The sequence below is a fragment of the Yersinia nurmii genome, assembly GCF_001112925.1.
Classification (GTDB): Bacteria; Pseudomonadota; Gammaproteobacteria; order Enterobacterales; family Enterobacteriaceae; genus Yersinia; species Yersinia nurmii.
On sequence record NZ_CPYD01000001.1, the window covers coordinates 290,698 to 307,802 of the forward strand.

Consider the following 17,105-nt stretch of genomic DNA (forward strand, 5'->3'; position numbering starts at 1 on the left):
CTGAAAATATGAAGAATATATTTTCCGCCCAGAACAGGATAACCATCGGACTTAATCTAAATAAACGGATAGTTATCTGAATTGGCAATAATTATAATAATTAACATTAGAAATTATCGGGTAAAGTTCTCCTTTTAATTTAGTTGTTCATGTCTGTATGACACTAAAAATGCGACCCGATGACTAAGATATTTTTTGTCGTCTGAAAAAATGATTTAACTGTGGCTAACCTCATATACTTAATGATAAACGGTGATAAACAAGGGCTTATATCAGCAGGATGCTCGTCTGTAGATTCCGTAGGGAATAAATCCCAAAACAATCATATTGATCAGATAATTGTTTATTCACTTACTCATGGAATTAACCGTGAGCAAAACTCCAATCATCTGCCCGTTAACATTATAAAACCCATCGATAAGTCAACACCATTGTTAGCCATAGCTATTTCCAACAATGAAGAACTTTATATGTTATTTGATTTCTACAGAACGGCGATCAATGGCGCACAAGAGAAATACTTTTCTATCGAGTTGAGGAAAGCACATCTTAAGCATATTGGAATGAATTACCCTCACGCTCTTACCCATGCCGATAACCAACCAGAAGAAATGCTTAGCATGTCTTATCAGGATATAAAATGGACCCATCACATTGACGGAACATCCGGTTATAGCCTGTGGAAAGAGCGAGTATATTAATTTTCTAACATGACAGATACTGACCAAAGAAAGACCACCACCAATAGATAATTAACAGTACCGCTAATATTGGTGGTACATATTTTTTGTTTTTCAGCGAAATAATTAGATGAATTATTAGTGGAAACATTAAAATAAACGTGAAGGGTATAGCGAAATCTCGAATACTCTCACCATTTGCATCGGTGATGGTGCCGCATAAACTGAGTGTAGCGTCATTGCCCGACATAGAGTCAGAATCAAGAAAAGACAGTAAAAATATGGCGAACACGCAACCAATATAGTAGAGCGGAAGCAATGGTTTAAGCAGTTTACATACCAGATTGAATGAATTCATTAGTCACTCCCGAGTAGTTTCTCTACCCTACTCCGTCTCTTTATAATGGCTAAACCATAAGAAATATAATCACGTTCTTTAGCTGCAGGATCCATGAATATGGCATTGATAAAATCATCTTTGCTTCGCTCAACCCCTCGATTATATCTGGCACCAGCTAAAATAAGCTGTTCGTCAGATAGGATGATGGCATCAGCACCAGGGTAATCGTATTTAATTAAGTTTCTTAGATGTAAGGCCACTATTTTTATATTGAAATCATCACTCTGCAAGCAGCGGCTAATTTGTAACTGTTGCGATGTCGTCAATGTTGTAGGATCTATACCTAATGTTTCTGCTGCCGCTCTTATTTGAATAGCAATAATGCCTATCGAGACCTTATTTGAATAGGCATTGTTATTTTTGAAAAAATCCACAAATTGCCTAAACAAAAGAACATTAGGTTTTAACTTTTCAGGTTTTCCACCTGCTTCTTGCCATGCCACGCTCGCCAGTAATAGCGGCGAAATATCGGCATCGCGAGCGGATTGGATAATGATATTTTTGTGATACTTAACGTATGTATCTTTATATAAATAAAGGTAAGAATCACCTTTGTAGGTCAGTGGATCATCCTTCATTAGCTTCCAAATAGAGACATCCATCATATCCCATCGAGGATATTCATGCTCTTGCGGTGTGCAGTAAAGATTATTCTTATTCGTACCCATGCGTTAATTACCCCTTAGTCCATTAAGTAGCAGCGTGATTATGGATGATATGGCAATTTAAAGTCTAATAAAATCGAAGTATTCCTATAGGAGTTTATTTATACACAAATATCGGTGCATCTTTTTTACTGCCCCAGTAAATCGCCCGGTCAGCCATTTGCGCCACATAGCGGAAGAAGTGATCGCCCGGTGCGCGGGTCAAATGAGATTCCTCGTTAAAAAGCGGTTGGGCAATGCCATTTACCAGCGCTCAAAACGAGTGCTGTTTGCTGATTAAACCGTCGGCATAGTAGGCGTCATACAGCACTTTTGGCTGGGCTAACTGATTCTGCAGGCGGATAACCGGATCAGCCTCCCCGGCCAGATTGAATTGCGGCGCAGAGGCGCTATTGGCCTGTGCCTATAACCGCTGGCGGGTAAAATCATGTTCGGCTTTGAGTTTGGCTTTCTGATATTCCCTAAAACTCATCAGCTCACGTTGATACAGCTCTCCCATAGCTGGTTGCTTTCTTCTGCCTGTCGGGCGATAGCCCGCGCGGGTGAATATTTCTCGGCCAGTTCTAGGCGTTCTTTGCCAAATTTCTCGGCCTGTTGGGCAGATAACTGGTCAATATGAAGTTGTGATGCACCGGTATTCTTCGCCGTTTCCAGCAACTTGTCCCGCGCCTGACTAACCGCTTACTCTCCTCACGATCTAAAATTCCATCAGCCGGTATGCTTCCTGTGTCCGGTTATTTAGAGATTCATGGGCTCGCTCAATGTTACATTCATTCAGCGAGCGTTCTAGGTTGGTAACAAAACACCGCCCTGCTCAGTGATAATCCACTGAAAAACCAGCGGATTATCATTGTAAACTGTGCGGTCAAATAGTTGACAAGATCAGGCTTTATCGCTGATTTTAAATCTTTTTTTCGATGACATCTTTAAGCGCCCGGCATTCCAGATTCAGATCGGCAAACACCCGCTTCAGACAACGGCTTTCGTCCTCAAGGTCTTTCATTCTTTTGATATCAGAGACTTGCATCCCACCGTGCTTTTCTTTCCAGTTGTAGTCTGAGGCCTCAGAAATTCCGGCTGCGCGGCAGACATCCTTGACGGTGCGTCAAACTTCGACGGTCTTCAGGACGGCAATGCTCTGATGCCCAGTGAATCGGGCTTTCCGTATGATGAACGCCTCAAAAGACATATTCAGTATGTCGGAAGATCTTTAAAAATGAATAAGCCGTTTTGATGGGATATTGGCAGGTTGGCAGGTAATTCGGTAGGTCAATTTGGAGTGGCACACTAAATTTGGCCACCTAAATAGACGTGATGCAACAGGGTTAGAAGTATCCCAGTATTTGAGAAGGCCCGCTAAAGCGGGCCATACTATTGACTTTACTGTAAAGCTTCCAGAATGCGGTAAGCGGCTTCGACACGCGCAGGGTTAGGATAACTTTTGTTCGCCAGCATCACGATGCCAAGATTCTTCTCGGGAATAAAAGCCACGTAGCGTCCAAATCCGCCGGTTGAGCCAGTTTTATGAACCCATGCGGCATTTAATGCAGGAGCCGGCGGATTAATCTCTGCCGCACTTAGCGGTGCGAGTGCAACTTTATTATCGCGCCCATCGACAGCGACGGTTGTTTTCATCGAACAGTTCAGCATTTCCCAGCCCAGCCCCTGAACATTTCGCCCACTTGCAAGTACCGTGACTGGGCAAGCAAAATCCCCTTTCGTAGCGAGGCATCGGTTACTTCAGACAGCGCTATGTTGGCGCGAACCAGCTTGCCATAACGGTAGTTATTCCTAACGCTTTATCGCGCTGGCGCTGGGCGCGTTTGCGGTCGCTTGCTGTCGTCATATTATCCTCGGTGATCATGATGTGCCGGAATGGCGTGTTCAAGTCGTAATTGGGCTATCCTTTGCATTAGCCCGGCGGCTGTCTGTTCTGTAGCAGGTTTGGCTTTGACGCAATAAAGCGCCCCATCCTGATTACTCCGGTATTTTTGCCCCTCAACCGTCAAGGTTGCGCCGCCAGCCATGGCCCGCGCCTGTATCTCGCTGATGGCAATGCCCATCGAATCAGCAAAATCACGGATTTTTGTCGCCAGCGGAGCCATTTCGGCTAATTTCTGTGCCCGCTCGCTGGCCTTTTTAATGGATGCCTGCCGTGCAGCGGCTTCGGCCGATGTTAAAGTGCAAACCTTTGGTGCTAATAACGGCTCTTTTTTTATCCTTCGCAACAATGCCCGGCGTTGTGCATCGGTCAAGGTATTGAAATCGCCTATTTTTAACGCTGACGTTCTGTCTGTTTCCTCTCTGTATTCGTGTGTTTTTTGCACCACCGGAGAGTTATTGATAGAGCTCCAACATAATGATTTTATTAGAGATATTCTTTATGTCAATTAAGAAACTCGACGATGGAAAATATGAAGTGGACGTAAGGCCGCAGGGTTCCGAAGGAAAGCGAGTCCGGCGTAAATTCAGTGCCAAAGGTGAAGAACTGATTTTTGAACGACATGTGCTGGTTAATTACCACAACAAAGATTGGCTTGAGAAACCCGCAGATCGAAGAAAGTTAACCGACTTATTGGGATTATGGTGGATTTATCATGGTAAAAGCCATTCACGCGGTGAAATTGAGAGAAGCCGTCTCAATACCATCTTGGCAAAATTTGCTCAAATGGGCGTGACTAGAGCAGACCAATTGACAAAAAAATCCATAACGGACTATCGCGTTCAGATGCTGAATAATGGGCTTAAAGGTTCAAGTGTTAACCGACATCATGCAATTCTCATGGGCATGTTCGCAAAACTAATCAATGCTGGCGAATATCGCTGCAAAAATCCATTCAGTGAGATCAAAAAGTTTAAAGAAGCAGAAGCGGAAATGTCATTTCTGTCGTCTGATGAGATAAGCAGTTTGCTGTCCAGATTGACGGAAGATGATCGAAGTGTAGCGCTAATTTGTTTAGCAACCGGTGGTAGATGGGGTGAAGTTGCTGGCTTAAAAGGTGAGCATGTTTTCAACAACATGGTTACCTTTATGAAAACAAAAAACGGGAAACGACGCTCTGTTCCCATCTCAGCAGAATTATTCAAGCTGATAAAGGTGCGGAGTACAGGCTTACTATTTGAGTCAAACCACACAAAAACCCGTAGAATACTAAGGGCAATGAAACCCGACATTCCAGATGGTCAAGCTGTACACATATTAAGGCACACTTTCGCCACACACTTTATGATGAATGGAGGTAATATTATTACACTACAACGAATTCTAGGGCATTCCACCATTCAACAAACGATGACATACGCGCATTATGCTCCCGACTTTTTGCAAGATGCCGTAGCCTTGAATCCTTTAAAAGGAATGTCCATATAATGTCCATTATTCAGCACCAAATAGATCTAACTGGAACTTTATGAACAACATAACCAATTGTAATACAACGGAAATTCCCGTTGCAGAGGGGGTGACTAAGTCTGTACTTGGTCGCATTCACTCATTTGAATCCTGTGGCACCGTTGATGGTCCTGGCATCCGCTTTATCGTTTTCTTTCAGGGCTGTCTGATGCGTTGCCTGTACTGTCACAACCGCGACACTTGGGATACCCACGGCGGCAAGGAAGTGACGGTTGACGAACTGGTCAAAGAAGCCGTGACCTACCGACACTTTATGAAAGCATCCGGCGGCGGCGTAACCGCATCCGGCGGCGAAGCCATTTTACAGGCAGAATTTGTGCGTGACTGGTTCCGCGCCTGTCATAAAGAAGGCATTCATACCTGTCTAGATACCAACGGATTTGTTCGCCGTTACGATCCGGTGATTGATGAATTACTGGATGAAACCGATTTGGTAATGTTGGATCTGAAACAAATGGACGATTCCATTCATCAAAATCTGGTCGGCGTGTCTAACCATCGGACTCTGGAATTCGCTCGTTATCTGGCAAAACGCAACCAGAAAACCTGGATTCGCTACGTTGTGGTTCCAGGTTGGTCAGATGACGATAAATCCGCCCATATGTTAGGTGAGTTTACCCAAAATATGACTAATATCGAGAAAATCGAATTGTTGCCTTACCATGAGTTAGGCAAGCATAAATGGGTCGCCATGGGCGAAGAATATAAGCTGGACGGCGTTAAACCACCATCCAAAGAAATTATGGATCGAGTGAAAGGTATCCTGGAAAGTTACGGTCACAAAGTGATTTATTGATTTATCGTTTATTCTGCCAGCCGGAATGTCGCAACCGGCTGGCAGAGAGCGTTACACCGCCGCAAAAGGCGTGTGTTGCTGATCCGGTTTTTTCAGCAGCATCATCAGATACACCAATGCCACTCCCGCAATCATCACAAATAATAAATTATCTGAAAAATTCTGCATCAGCATTGATGTCATGGTCGGCCCAGCCAGACTGCCGATGGTGTAACTCATCAATAAAGCCTGATTCATCGCCACTAACTCATCGGAACTGGCTTTTTCGCAGGCCCAGGCCATAGCGACTGGATAGAGCGTAAAACCTGCCGCCCCCAAAATAAACAGCGCTGGCGCCATCGCATAGTTACTGAGCATCGCGATACAGCCTAATATCACGACAAATACCTGAATGCGCAGTACCAGCAGGCGACCATAGCGATCGGCCATGCGCCCTACCGGCCATTGCCCGAAGATCCCCGAACTGACCAGCAGCGCCATCCACCATCCGACGTTGGCATCGTTCATCCCCTGATGGGATAAATACAGCGGCATTAGCCCGTAGAGCGATCCCAGCACGATACCTGAGATAATGCAGCCATTGATACCCAAGCGAGCGCTACGACGCTTAAACATAGGCCAAACCTTCACATGGGTGGTTTCAGCCGACTGATTAGCGAAGTGAGCAAATAGAAGTGGCAACATCGCGGTAATCACCAAAGCGCTCACCCAAGGAATCACGCTGGCCAGTTGGGTAGAAACCATGCCCAAGAGCAGTTGACCACCCACGGTGCCCAGATAATATACTGTCATATACGCTGCCAATAGCTGGCCACGATGCGTTGGCGTGCCGCTGCGTAACAATGCGCTTTCTACAATCACCCAGATCAACGCACAGGCTACACCGGCCATAAAACGCCAGCCCAGCCAGCTCCAGAAATCTACTGACAGCATCAGCCCACAGGTCGCCGCCGCAAATAACAAGCAGGAGTAGTGATAGCTGCGATTAAAGCCCAAACGCTGAATCAGTCGGCCAGCAATCAAGGTTCCCGCAAGATTACCGCTGAAATATGAAGAACTGACCATACCCACTTGCCACACTGGCAAATGCTGGTGGCTAAGCCACAGGGGAACTAATGTATTTAATACCGCGATTGAAACTGTAAATAGCAAAAGCCCACAGAGCAGCAATAGCACGGGGCGAGAGTATGCGGACATAGTGAAACGAGGACCGTTGGCGCGATGGAAAGTGAGCGCATCATGCCACTGGTGATAAAAAAGTCAATTGCTCTGACAAAGGCAATAGCACGATATGCTACCAGTGTGATTTTTATGCTACCTCATCAAACAATAAGCCAGCAAACCAAATAATGAGTTCCCCCACTTTTCCTTTTCAGGAACGTCCCTCATCCCAGGATGATATTCCGATGTAAATGCCCAAATTTAGGACATTAAAAAGCCCCGCAATGCGAGGCTTTGAACATTAACAGCTGAAACCTATGCCTTAGCCGCCAATATATTCCAAACCGCCCATGTACGGACGTAATACTTCTGGAACCTGAATACGGCCATCCGCTTGCTGATAGTTTTCTAGTACCGCGACTAAAGTACGGCCAACAGCCAAACCAGAACCATTCAGGGTATGAACCAAGCGGGGTTTACGGTCAACTTTGTTACGGCAGCGCGCTTGCATACGACGCGCCTGGAAATCCCACATATTGGAACATGAAGAGATTTCGCGGTAAGTGTTCTGCGCAGGCAACCACACTTCCAGATCGTAGGTTTTGCTTGAACCGAACCCCATATCGCCGGTACACAACAACATTTTACGATAAGGCAGCCCCAGCAATTGCAGTACTTTCTCCGCGTGGCCGGTCAGTTCTTCCAGCGCATCCATAGAATCTTCAGGACGAGTGATTTGTACCATTTCGACTTTATCGAACTGATGCATACGAATCAGACCACGGGTATCCCGACCATAAGAACCGGCTTCTGAACGGAAACACGGCGTATGGGCGGTCATTTTCAATGGCAGGGATTCTTCTTCCAGAATCTCGTCGCGCACTAGGTTGGTTACTGGGACTTCTGCCGTTGGAATCAGCGCGTAGTTGCTGCTGTCAGACTCTTCTTCCAGCGGTTTGGTGTGAAACAGATCGCCACCAAATTTAGGCAATTGACCTGTGCCGTAAAGCGTTGCGTGGTTAACCAGATACGGAACGTAGGTTTCCAGATAGCCGTGCTTTTCAGTGTGCAGATCCAGCATAAACTGCGCTAATGCACGATGCATACGGGCTATTTGCCCTTTCATCACCACAAACCGCGCGCCGGTCAGCTTAACCGCAGCAGCAAAATCCAGACCGCCAGCCATTTCACCTAGAGCAACGTGATCGCGAACTTCGAAATCATACTGGCGCGGTTCGCCCCAACGGCTCACTTCCAGATTGTCGTTTTCATCTTTACCTACTGGCACAGAATCGTCCGGCAGGTTAGGAATAGACAGTGCCAAATCGCGAATTTCGTTTTGCAGCGTTTCCAATTCCGCTTTAGCGGCATCCAGCTTGTCACCCAACGCATTAACTTCAAGACGTAATGGCTCGATATCTTCACCACGAGCTTTTGCCGCACCGATCATTTTCGATCGAGAGTTACGTTCAGCCTGCAGATTTTCTGTTTCGGTCTGTAAAACTTTGCGGCGTACTTCTTGTGCGCGCAACGTATCAACATCAAGTTTAAAACCTCTGCGAGCAAGTTTTTCTGCGACTGCGTCTAGCTCATTGCGCAGCATATTGGGATCGAGCATGCTAGTCCTGTGCTTGTAGTTAAAAAATAAAGGGTTGTTAGAAGAAATCTTACTGACGTAAGCGGAGTATTCTCCGCTTACCAGGTAGTTATGAAGATAACCTTACCGCAACGGCAAGGCTAGCGGTAGCGTTTTATCGGGCTATTTTGATCCTGCTCAGCCAACCATGCCAGCTTTTCACCTATTTTGCCTTCAAGACCGCGTGAAGTCGGTGAATAGTAGCGGGTTGCCGCCATTTCCTGCGGGAAATAGTTCTCACCGGCTGCGTAGGCATTTTGTTCGTCATGAGCATAGCGATACTCCGCGCCCAGCCCCATTTCCTTCATCAATTTGGTTGGTGCGTTCCGCAGATGTTCGGGCACATCAAAATCAGGCATTTCACGCGCATCACGCATCGCCGCTTTGAAAGCGGTATAAACCGCATTACTTTTCGGCGCACAAGCAAGATAAACAATGGCTTGGGCGATGGCTCTTTCACCTTCTGCCGGGCCGACGCGGGTGAAGCAATCCCAGGCAGAAATAGCGACTTGCATCGCGCGAGGATCGGCATTGCCGACGTCTTCCGAAGCAATGGCTAGCAACCGCCGTGCTACATATAGCGGATCACCACCGGCGGTAATAATACGGGCGTACCAATACAGCGCCGCATCCGGCGCCGAGCCTCGTACCGACTTATGCAACGCCGATATAAGATCATAATAGCGGTCGCCTTTGTTATCAAAGCGAGCGCTACGCTCACCCGAAACTTCCTTCAATAATTCAGGAGTCAGTACTCGCATACCTCTGGCATCAATTTCAGCCATATCCGCCATCATTTCCAGGCTATTTAGCGCGCGGCGAGCGTCTCCTCCCACCAACTCCGACATCATGCGGCGGGTTTCATCCAGCAGCTTGATATTCTGACCGCCCAAACCACGGGTACTATCAGACATCGCCTGATCGATCACCTTCTCGATATCTGCCGCAGTCAGCGCTTTCAGCAAATAGACGCGAGCACGAGAAAGCAAAGCCGAATTCAGTTCGAAAGAGGGGTTTTCGGTGGTGGCGCCGATAAAAGTGATAGTACCGTCTTCAATATGAGGCAAAAACGCATCCTGCTGGCTTTTGTTGAAGCGATGTACTTCATCAACGAACAGAATAGTCCGCCGCCCGGCGTCACGGTTTTGCCGCGCCCGCTCGATCGCTTCGCGGATCTCTTTGACCCCTGAAGTCACGGCAGAAATACGCTCCACATCAGCCTGCCCATAGCGACCAATAATTTCGGCTAACGTGGTTTTACCTGTTCCCGGCGGCCCCCACAGGATCATCGAATGCAGTTGCCCTGCTTCAATTGCCCGTGGCAAGGGTTTACCCGGAGCTAATAAATGCTGTTGTCCGATATATTCAGCCAACGTTAAAGGCCGCATGCGCGCGGCCAATGGCTGAAACTCGTTTTGAGAAAAATCGAGGGATAGATTACTCACTCACACCTCACTGGCGCTGGTCGTCCAGCGTAACCCCCTTCGGCGGGGTAAACTTGAATTTACTGGCATCGACCGTGCTGTTCTGTTGGCCTTTCAGCACATAGGCGCTGCGCTGACCGTCTTGTTCCACGGCGGTAAAGCCTTTGATCGTGCCGCTTGGCGTCACGCTGATAGCGAACTGTTTCAGATTACCGCTCGGCGTTTTTGGCGTCAGCTCAAAATCGTCGCCTTTCTGTTTCACATTGTACTGTTTCCAGTCATCTGGATTATTGCGGGTAATCAGCATAAACGGCGTGTTGCCGGTCGAGTTTTTCAACCAGGTTGCCGTGGCCTGTTCAACAAAAGGATTGTAGAACCACAGCGTTTCGCCATCAGAGATCAACACGCTTTCGTCTGGCGAAGTCATATGCCAGTTGAACAAATTCGGGCGTTTTACCCACAGATCGCCTTCGCCTTCCTGTACCGCCGCGCCGTCAGCGCTGGTCACGTTCTGCGAGAACTTAGCGTGGAAACTGTTGACTTTGCTCAAACGGCCTTGAAGATCCTGGCTTGCATCGGCCAAAGCGGAGGCGGAAATAACACTGGAGAGCAAACAGCAGGCAACGAGCAGCTTTTTCATGATTCCAAATACCTTGTAAATGCTATTACCCCGGCAAATATTGCCACAGGGACCTATTCAATAATTAACTCTCTGCACTCTAGCCGAAGCCTATTATTCAGCGATAGCACAATAATCTGATAAACAGCATGGTTTACGCTTCTTTGCACAGTATCCACTAAAAAAATGATTGGGCGTCAATGTGACAAATCTTTCTGGTCGTAGCCTGAAGCCTTAGCACGACCGCTGAAAAGCTTTATCTATCAATTTAAACGCGCTTTCTCTTTTAGCTCAAGGGCCGCAATGCGGCCCTTTTATACGTCATGATCCGATCATTGATAACGATTATTCATGAGGCGGTGGAGCTAACACCTCACGGTTACCGTTATGGCCTTGCGGACTAACAATTTGCTGGGCTTCCATCTGTTCGATAATACGAGCAGCTCGGTTATAACCAATGCGGAACTGGCGTTGAACCCCGGAAATAGAGGCTCGGCGTTTTTCCAACACAAAGCTGACGGCCTGATCGAATAGCGGATCCAGTTCTTCATCGCTATCCAGTCCTAAACTACCGCCTTCGCTGTCATCGCTGCCGTTAAGGATGCTTTCGATGTACTGCGGACGCCCCCGAGCCTTCCAGTCGTTAACCACCGCATGCACTTCCTGATCGCGTACAAAGGCACCGTGTACTCGCACCGGTATCGATGAGTTTGGCGCCATATACAGCATATCTCCCATGCCCAACAGCGATTCTGCACCGCCCTGATCGAGAATGGTACGGGAATCGATCTTGCTGGATACGGTAAAGGCAATCCGAGTTGGGATGTTAGCTTTAATCAATCCGGTGATCACATCCACCGACGGACGCTGAGTCGCCAGCACCAGATGAATACCTGCGGCACGCGCTTTCTGCGCCAAACGGGCAATCAGCTCTTCCACTTTCTTACCGACGGTCATCATCAAATCGGCAAATTCATCGACCATCACCACAATGTATGGCAGTTTCACCAGCATTGGCGGTTCGATATCCATGCCGTCGCCCGGTTTCCAGAACGGATCGGGAATCGGACGCCCCATGGCTTCAGCCTGCGCCACTCGTTCGTTATAACCTGCTAAATTACGCACGCCGAGCGCGGACATCAGCTTATAACGCCGTTCCATTTCACCCACACACCAGCGCAGCGCATTAGCGGCATCCTTCATATCGGTAACCACTTCGGTCAACAAATGAGGAATACCTTCATACACTGACAGTTCCAGCATTTTCGGATCGATCATGATGAAACGGACTTCATCCGGAGTGGCTTTATACAAAATACTCAGGATCATGGCGTTAACACCGACCGATTTACCAGACCCCGTCGTACCCGCAACCAGTAAGTGTGGCATTTTACCCAGATCCGCCACCACCGGCTGCCCGGCAATGTCTTTACCCAGCACAATCGCCAGCGGCGAAGTGTTATCACGGAATTTAGCGCAGTCCAGCACTTCCCGTAGATAGACGGTCTGACGACGTTTATTCGGTAACTCCAGCCCGACATAAGGCTTACCAGGAATCACCTCCACCACGCGCACGGCAATGGCAGAGAGGGAACGCGCCAAATCGCGCGACAGGTTAGAAATACGTGAAGCTTTCACTCCCGGAGCCAAATCCAGCTCGAAGCGCGTAATCACTGGCCCCGGCGATATTCCCACCACTTCGGCTTTGACCCGATAATCCCCAAGACGTGCTTCAACCAAACGCGCAGTTTGCTCTAAGGCAAACATATCCACCGGTTCTTCCTCTTCTGGTGGAGAAGCCAACAGATCCAGCGTCGGCAGTGGTGTCGTTGGTTTTTGCAGCGGCTGATCGTTACGCATCAAGAACGGATGAATCAGGCTGTCCATCGCAGGAGCAGGCTGCTGAACCGGCTGAGGTGCGGCCGGTGCCTGCGGAGCTGTCGCCGGATAAGTCGGCGCATTCTGAGCTGCCGAATAGGCCGGCTGCGCTGGCAAAGTTGGCTGAGGAGCCACCGGCTGCTGATAAACTGGTGCGGCCGGCTGCTGCACGGGAGGTTCAGCCTGATACTGCGGTTCCGGCTGCGTTGAATCTTCGGTATAAGGTGACAACGTAAACAGCGGTTCACGCGGCGTATCGTCGACCAAATCCGCAACCGGCGAGAAGGTGAATGCATTATGTGTATCAACCGGGCTACTCGGGGTCACGACGGGTTCAGATTCAGAAGATATCCCGTAACGACTTTGCTGCTGAGCAGCAAAGGCCTGACGCAGCTCCGCTTCCTGCAACGCTTGTTCATCTTCCGGTTCAATCTGTGGCTCCTGCTCTGCGGCATAATTTTCACCGTAGCGCTGGTTTTCCCGATCGGCGAAAGCTTTACGAAGCATGGCCTGTTGCAACGCATCTTCGTCGTGCTGCGCTTCCACACTTTGCGGCGCGGTAGGCTGAGGTTCATCTCCCTGACGAGCGCGTTGCTCCTGCTCTGCCACTCGCTGTGACGGCAACTTAATACCATAAGAAGCCATTTCACGACGGGTAGGAATACGCACAGGATTAGGACGAGGCAACTCAGGGCCAATCCCCTGTTTAATCTGGGAGTTACTGTCACTTATAGCAGTAAACGCTGGCATAAAGGTTGCCGCTGCGGCGGCGGATAGCCCGTGCCCCGCGACAGGATTAGAGCCGGTAACCGCCGAAGCAGAGCTTTCTGCGCCCAGTTCGTCACCGAAACCAGGATTCATATGAGGCGTTGACTCCACACGATCGCTGTGGCGCTGAGCGGCGGTAAAATCAAACGGTGACGGTGCGGGCTGCGGTTCGGCATCCCATGCGCCCATTTGTGGCTCACGTTTCTCAAGCTCAGCGGTTGGGCGGATCGGTGCCGGTGTTTCTTCAGGTATTTCGAAGGAATACAGCGGCGGTGCCGCCAGATTATCGGTCATTGGCGATGCGCTGTGGCTAACATTTTGCGCAGGCGCAGTGTCAAGCGATGCCGTGTCTGCCGAAGCCCATGGCTGATGCTGAGTCTGCGCCTCATCAACGTCTGTCGCCCTCATCGTGCTTAAAAGCGGATCATAAGGCTCTGCTGTCGTCTGTGGTGCAGCATCTGGGATAACCGGAGCAACAGCGGCATTTTCACCAGAATCTTCCGTTGGGATTTTAGTCAGCGATGGTGCCGAGAACAGAACATCGTCAACGTCATCACTCGCGTTGGCTGTTGCCGTAGCAACAACCGATACGGTAGCAGAGGAACTCTCCACGCCAGTGCGAGCGTCAGGTTCATCAGCGATTTCAGTATCCAGATAATCGTCATCTTCGTCTCTTTGACGTTCAGATCTACGGGAACGGTTGGTCAGGAAGGCCAAAGCCCCCAACACTACCCCACCGATTTTTTCGGCAATAACCAGCCATGACCAGCCTGTAAACAGGGTTAAACCCACCGCCCAGATACACAGCAGCGTCAACGTCGCGCCCACGCCGTTAAACCACGGCAGCATCGCGTTACTGAACAGGCTGCCAATCACACCACCGGAAGCAAAGTAGTACAAATCATCGACATTCAGCGCAGCCAGCCCGCAGGATGTCAAAATCAGCGCCAACGTGCCGATCAGTTTGAGAGAGAGGCTGAAATAGTCGAGATGATCGCTGTCATCCCGCTGACGGAATGCAGCCCAGCACAAAATCACCATGATCGGCGGAATGGCGTAAGCCAGCACACCGAAGGTGAAGAACAGTGTATCGGCCATCCAGGCGCCAATGCTGCCACCCAGATTATGAATAGGTTCATGCCACGCGGTCTGTGACCAGCTTGGATCGGAAGGGTTGAAACTGATCAGCGCGGCCATGAGGTACGCTGCCAAAATAGTTACCACAATCAATACGGCTTCAAGTAAACGACGCCCGTTGCTGAGTTTCTTCAGGGTAACTTCTTTATCTTCTGTATATTCCTGGCTCAAGAAAGGCTCTCCAGGTCCTGTGAATTGGTAATAGAAACAACGCCGAGAAACCATCCCGGCGCTGAAACTGTATGAATAAACAGGAGTGTAACCAAATTACTCAGGTTTTGCACCTGCCCGTTTAACGCGTCTTAATCACAAGACGATTGCTCTGTTTGACTTCTTCCATAACCACGTAAGTACGGGTGTCGTTCACTCCCGGCAGACGCAGCAAGGTTTCACCAAGCAATTTACGGTAGGCAGACATGTCCGGCACGCGGGTTTTCAGCAAATAGTCAAAATCGCCGGAAACCAAGTGACACTCTTGAATTTCATCAAGTTTTTGCACAGCGGTGTTAAATTGCTCAAACACGTCTGGCGCACCACGATTCAGAGTAATCTCAACAACAACCAACAGCGCAGCGTCTAGATATTGCGGATTCAACAGCGCAGTGTAGCCCTGAATGAAATCCTGGCGCTCTAAGCGGCGAACTCGTTCCAGACACGGCGTAGGTGATAAACCTACACGTTTTGAAAGCTCTACGTTAGAGATCCGACCATCCTTCTGAAGCTCATTCAGGATGTTCCGGTCAATACGGTCAAGCTCCTTCCCCGGGCGTTTCTTATTGTCTATCATCTTATTGTCTCTCTTAATTTCCTTGAATCCGCCACATGCCCTAACCGGAAGTCGGTGTTCTGAGCCTGCCACAGACAAAGACCCACAGCCTGTTTTTATGCAAATATATCAACACGTTCCTATCTCACACCCTGTCTGTCCAACCGCATGCGAGGTACTCGATGATTATTAGCGTCCCGAAAGAGATGAAAACATCGCGGTGCCGAATGGGATGTTTTCCAACGATACCGAGAAATCACTGCACGTAGCCACCCAGCATTAATCGAAAACGTTCCAGGGTTTTCGATTGATATCAGTGATACCAATTCTGAAATTATGGCGCGCAGATAATTTCTTCTTCCTATGATGTTTTCGCAAATGCACAGCCGATTGTCAAAGTAAAAGAAGTTAAATCAGTAGAACGTGCCAGATAAAAAATCTCACTCGCTCATTTCCCCCTCGTTTTTACGCTTTTTTTTACCCCGTATTCAGAGAGAAGATCCCGCTGAATTCAGAGGGGGACATGACCGATGAGAGCACAGGATTCGTAGGGTTAAGGCCAACAACTTGCGGACAGACATACCCGAGTGCAAATAGAGTAGCGGTTAAAAAGCCTCCGTCCGCTAGGTTTTTCTCCTAACTGCTTATTCTTAATACATTTCGTTGAGAAAATAGTCGCCACCTATCAAACAAATCGCTAACAACATTTTTGTTCGCTTTTTTTACTGTCACATTTTCCCTACAATCCCTAACATTGTCCGCCATTGTGGGAAAGAGGTATTCATGAGCACGGCTAAGCACAGCAAATTAATTATTCTTGGTTCAGGTCCTGCGGGCTACACCGCGGCAGTTTATGCCGCACGCGCCAACCTGAAGCCCGTTTTGATTACCGGGATGGAAAAAGGCGGCCAGCTGACAACCACCACCGATGTTGAAAACTGGCCCGGTGACCCAGAAGGTCTAACCGGCCCGGCGCTGATGGAACGTATGCACGAACACGCAGCGAAATTCCAGACCGAAATTCTTTTCGACCATATCAATAAAGTCGATCTGCAACAGCGTCCGTTCCGTCTATTCGGCGATAGCGAAGAATACACCTGTGATGCTCTGATCATCGCCACAGGGGCATCGGCCCGTTATTTGGGGATGGAATCCGAAGAAGCCTTTAAAGGCAAAGGCGTTTCCGCTTGCGCAACCTGCGACGGTTTCTTCTATCGTGGCCAGAAAGTCGCGGTAGTCGGCGGGGGTAACACTGCGGTTGAAGAAGCGTTATATCTGGCAAACATTGCGGAAGAAGTACATCTGATTCACCGTCGTGATACTTTCCGTTCGGAAAAAATTCTGATCGACCGTCTGATGGAAAAAGTGAAGAACGGCAATATCGTGCTGCACACCAACCGCACTTTGGATGAAGTATTGGGCGACCAAATGGGCGTGACCGCCGTGCGTCTGCGTTCAACCCAAGCCGACGAAACCGAAGAACTGGCGGTTGCTGGCGTGTTTATCGCTATCGGCCACAGCCCAAATACCGCAATTTTCGGCGATCAGTTGGAACTGGAAAACGGCTACATCAAAGTACAGTCTGGCATTCAGGGCAACGCGACCCAAACTTCCGTACCTGGCGTATTTGCCGCCGGCGACGTCATGGATCATATTTATCGTCAGGCGATTACCTCTGCGGGCACCGGCTGTATGGCTGCATTAGACGCCGAGCGTTATCTGGACGGGTTGGTTAACGATAAATAATCGACCGGCCTGAAGAA

14 protein-coding genes and 2 pseudogenes are annotated in these 17,105 nt (G+C 48.8%); 4 read left to right on the forward strand and 12 right to left on the reverse strand.

The features are described 5' to 3' along the window. Window positions 1-221: 221 nt before the first annotated feature. Window positions 222-701 carry an Hcp family type VI secretion system effector gene (locus AD970_RS01275; RefSeq protein ID WP_049596522.1) on the forward strand — a complete coding sequence of 160 codons (480 nt, stop codon included), beginning with the start codon at window positions 222-224 and terminating at the stop codon, window positions 699-701. 4 nt (window positions 702-705) lie between these two features. Here AD970_RS01275 and AD970_RS20490 read toward each other — a convergent pair whose 3' ends face one another. From AD970_RS20490 to AD970_RS01305, 6 genes and pseudogenes are all read right to left on the reverse strand, one after another. Further along, window positions 706-1,038 carry a DUF2645 family protein gene (locus tag AD970_RS20490; protein ID WP_049596523.1) on the reverse strand — a complete coding sequence of 111 codons (333 nt, stop codon included), beginning with the start codon at window positions 1,036-1,038 and terminating at the stop codon, window positions 706-708. Beyond that, entirely contained in the window at window positions 1,038-1,748 is a 711-nt protein-coding gene (locus tag AD970_RS01285; RefSeq protein WP_049596524.1) for a hypothetical protein, read from the reverse strand. The genes AD970_RS20490 and AD970_RS01285 overlap by 1 nt, the downstream gene beginning before the upstream one ends. Before the next feature lie 468 nt (window positions 1,749-2,216). Next, window positions 2,217-2,402 (reverse strand): hypothetical protein, encoded by a 186-nt coding sequence (locus tag AD970_RS01290; protein WP_049596525.1) that lies wholly within the window; start codon window positions 2,400-2,402, stop codon window positions 2,217-2,219. A gap of 131 nt (window positions 2,403-2,533) precedes the next feature. Next, window positions 2,534-2,913: pseudogene (locus AD970_RS01295) on the reverse strand (transposase); the annotation flags it as partial. A gap of 212 nt (window positions 2,914-3,125) precedes the next feature. Next, a pseudogene (locus AD970_RS18460) lies at window positions 3,126-3,511 on the reverse strand (serine hydrolase); the annotation flags it as partial. Window positions 3,512-3,592: 81 nt separating this feature from the next. Further along, complete coding sequence (locus AD970_RS01305) at window positions 3,593-4,075, reverse strand: hypothetical protein (RefSeq protein WP_157045414.1); 483 nt, start codon at window positions 4,073-4,075, stop codon at window positions 3,593-3,595. Between the two features lie 53 nt (window positions 4,076-4,128). Between AD970_RS01305 and AD970_RS01310 the strand changes: the two genes are divergently transcribed. Both AD970_RS01310 and pflA read left to right on the forward strand, forming a co-directional pair. Further along, the gene (locus AD970_RS01310; RefSeq protein WP_049596828.1) at window positions 4,129-5,115 is read left to right on the forward strand and encodes a phage integrase; all 987 of its coding nucleotides are present in this window, start codon (window positions 4,129-4,131) and stop codon (window positions 5,113-5,115) included. A 40-nt stretch (window positions 5,116-5,155) separates the two neighbouring features. After that, window positions 5,156-5,953 (forward strand): pyruvate formate lyase 1-activating protein, encoded by a 798-nt coding sequence (gene pflA, locus AD970_RS01315; protein WP_049596527.1) that lies wholly within the window; start codon window positions 5,156-5,158, stop codon window positions 5,951-5,953. A gap of 51 nt (window positions 5,954-6,004) precedes the next feature. Here the strand turns inward: pflA and AD970_RS01320 are convergent, their stop codons facing one another. The 6 genes from AD970_RS01320 to lrp form a co-directional block, all read right to left on the reverse strand. After that, window positions 6,005-7,150: an MFS transporter gene (locus AD970_RS01320; RefSeq protein ID WP_049596528.1), complete on the reverse strand. Its 1,146-nt coding sequence runs from the start codon at window positions 7,148-7,150 to the stop codon at window positions 6,005-6,007. A gap of 286 nt (window positions 7,151-7,436) precedes the next feature. Continuing rightward, window positions 7,437-8,732, reverse strand: coding sequence for a serine--tRNA ligase (gene serS / locus AD970_RS01325; RefSeq protein ID WP_049596529.1), 1,296 nt, complete (start codon window positions 8,730-8,732; stop codon window positions 7,437-7,439). 119 nt (window positions 8,733-8,851) lie between these two features. Then, window positions 8,852-10,195, reverse strand: coding sequence for a replication-associated recombination protein A (locus AD970_RS01330; RefSeq protein ID WP_049596530.1), 1,344 nt, complete (start codon window positions 10,193-10,195; stop codon window positions 8,852-8,854). 7 nt (window positions 10,196-10,202) lie between these two features. Next, window positions 10,203-10,814, reverse strand: a complete 612-nt coding sequence (gene lolA / locus AD970_RS01335; protein WP_049596531.1) for an outer membrane lipoprotein chaperone LolA — start codon at window positions 10,812-10,814, stop codon at window positions 10,203-10,205. A gap of 324 nt (window positions 10,815-11,138) precedes the next feature. Beyond that, window positions 11,139-14,747, reverse strand: coding sequence for a DNA translocase FtsK (locus AD970_RS01340; protein ID WP_049596532.1), 3,609 nt, complete (start codon window positions 14,745-14,747; stop codon window positions 11,139-11,141). Between the two features lie 121 nt (window positions 14,748-14,868). Then, window positions 14,869-15,363: a leucine-responsive transcriptional regulator Lrp gene (lrp, locus tag AD970_RS01345; RefSeq protein ID WP_004717338.1), complete on the reverse strand. Its 495-nt coding sequence runs from the start codon at window positions 15,361-15,363 to the stop codon at window positions 14,869-14,871. A 762-nt stretch (window positions 15,364-16,125) separates the two neighbouring features. Here lrp and trxB point away from each other — a divergent pair. Beyond that, on the forward strand, window positions 16,126-17,088 hold the full coding sequence (trxB, locus tag AD970_RS01350; RefSeq protein WP_049596533.1) for a thioredoxin-disulfide reductase: 963 nt from the start codon (window positions 16,126-16,128) through the stop codon (window positions 17,086-17,088). Window positions 17,089-17,105: the final 17 nt, after the last annotated feature.

Excerpts from the sequence above, each read along its gene's own strand:
- AD970_RS20490 (WP_049596523.1), bottom strand. The coding sequence starts at position 1,038 with ATGAATTCATTCAATCTGGTATGTAAACTGCTTAAACCATTGCTTCCG.
- AD970_RS01285 (WP_049596524.1), bottom strand. The coding sequence starts at position 1,748 with ATGGGTACGAATAAGAATAATCTTTACTGCACACCGCAAGAGCATGAA.
- AD970_RS01310 (WP_049596828.1), top strand. The coding sequence starts at position 4,129 with ATGTCAATTAAGAAACTCGACGATGGAAAATATGAAGTGGACGTAAGG.
- pflA (WP_049596527.1), top strand. The coding sequence starts at position 5,156 with ATGAACAACATAACCAATTGTAATACAACGGAAATTCCCGTTGCAGAG.
- AD970_RS01320 (WP_049596528.1), bottom strand. The coding sequence starts at position 7,150 with ATGTCCGCATACTCTCGCCCCGTGCTATTGCTGCTCTGTGGGCTTTTG.
- serS (WP_049596529.1), bottom strand. The coding sequence starts at position 8,732 with ATGCTCGATCCCAATATGCTGCGCAATGAGCTAGACGCAGTCGCAGAA.
- lolA (WP_049596531.1), bottom strand. The coding sequence starts at position 10,814 with ATGAAAAAGCTGCTCGTTGCCTGCTGTTTGCTCTCCAGTGTTATTTCC.
- lrp (WP_004717338.1), bottom strand. The coding sequence starts at position 15,363 with ATGATAGACAATAAGAAACGCCCGGGGAAGGAGCTTGACCGTATTGAC.
- trxB (WP_049596533.1), top strand. The coding sequence starts at position 16,126 with ATGAGCACGGCTAAGCACAGCAAATTAATTATTCTTGGTTCAGGTCCT.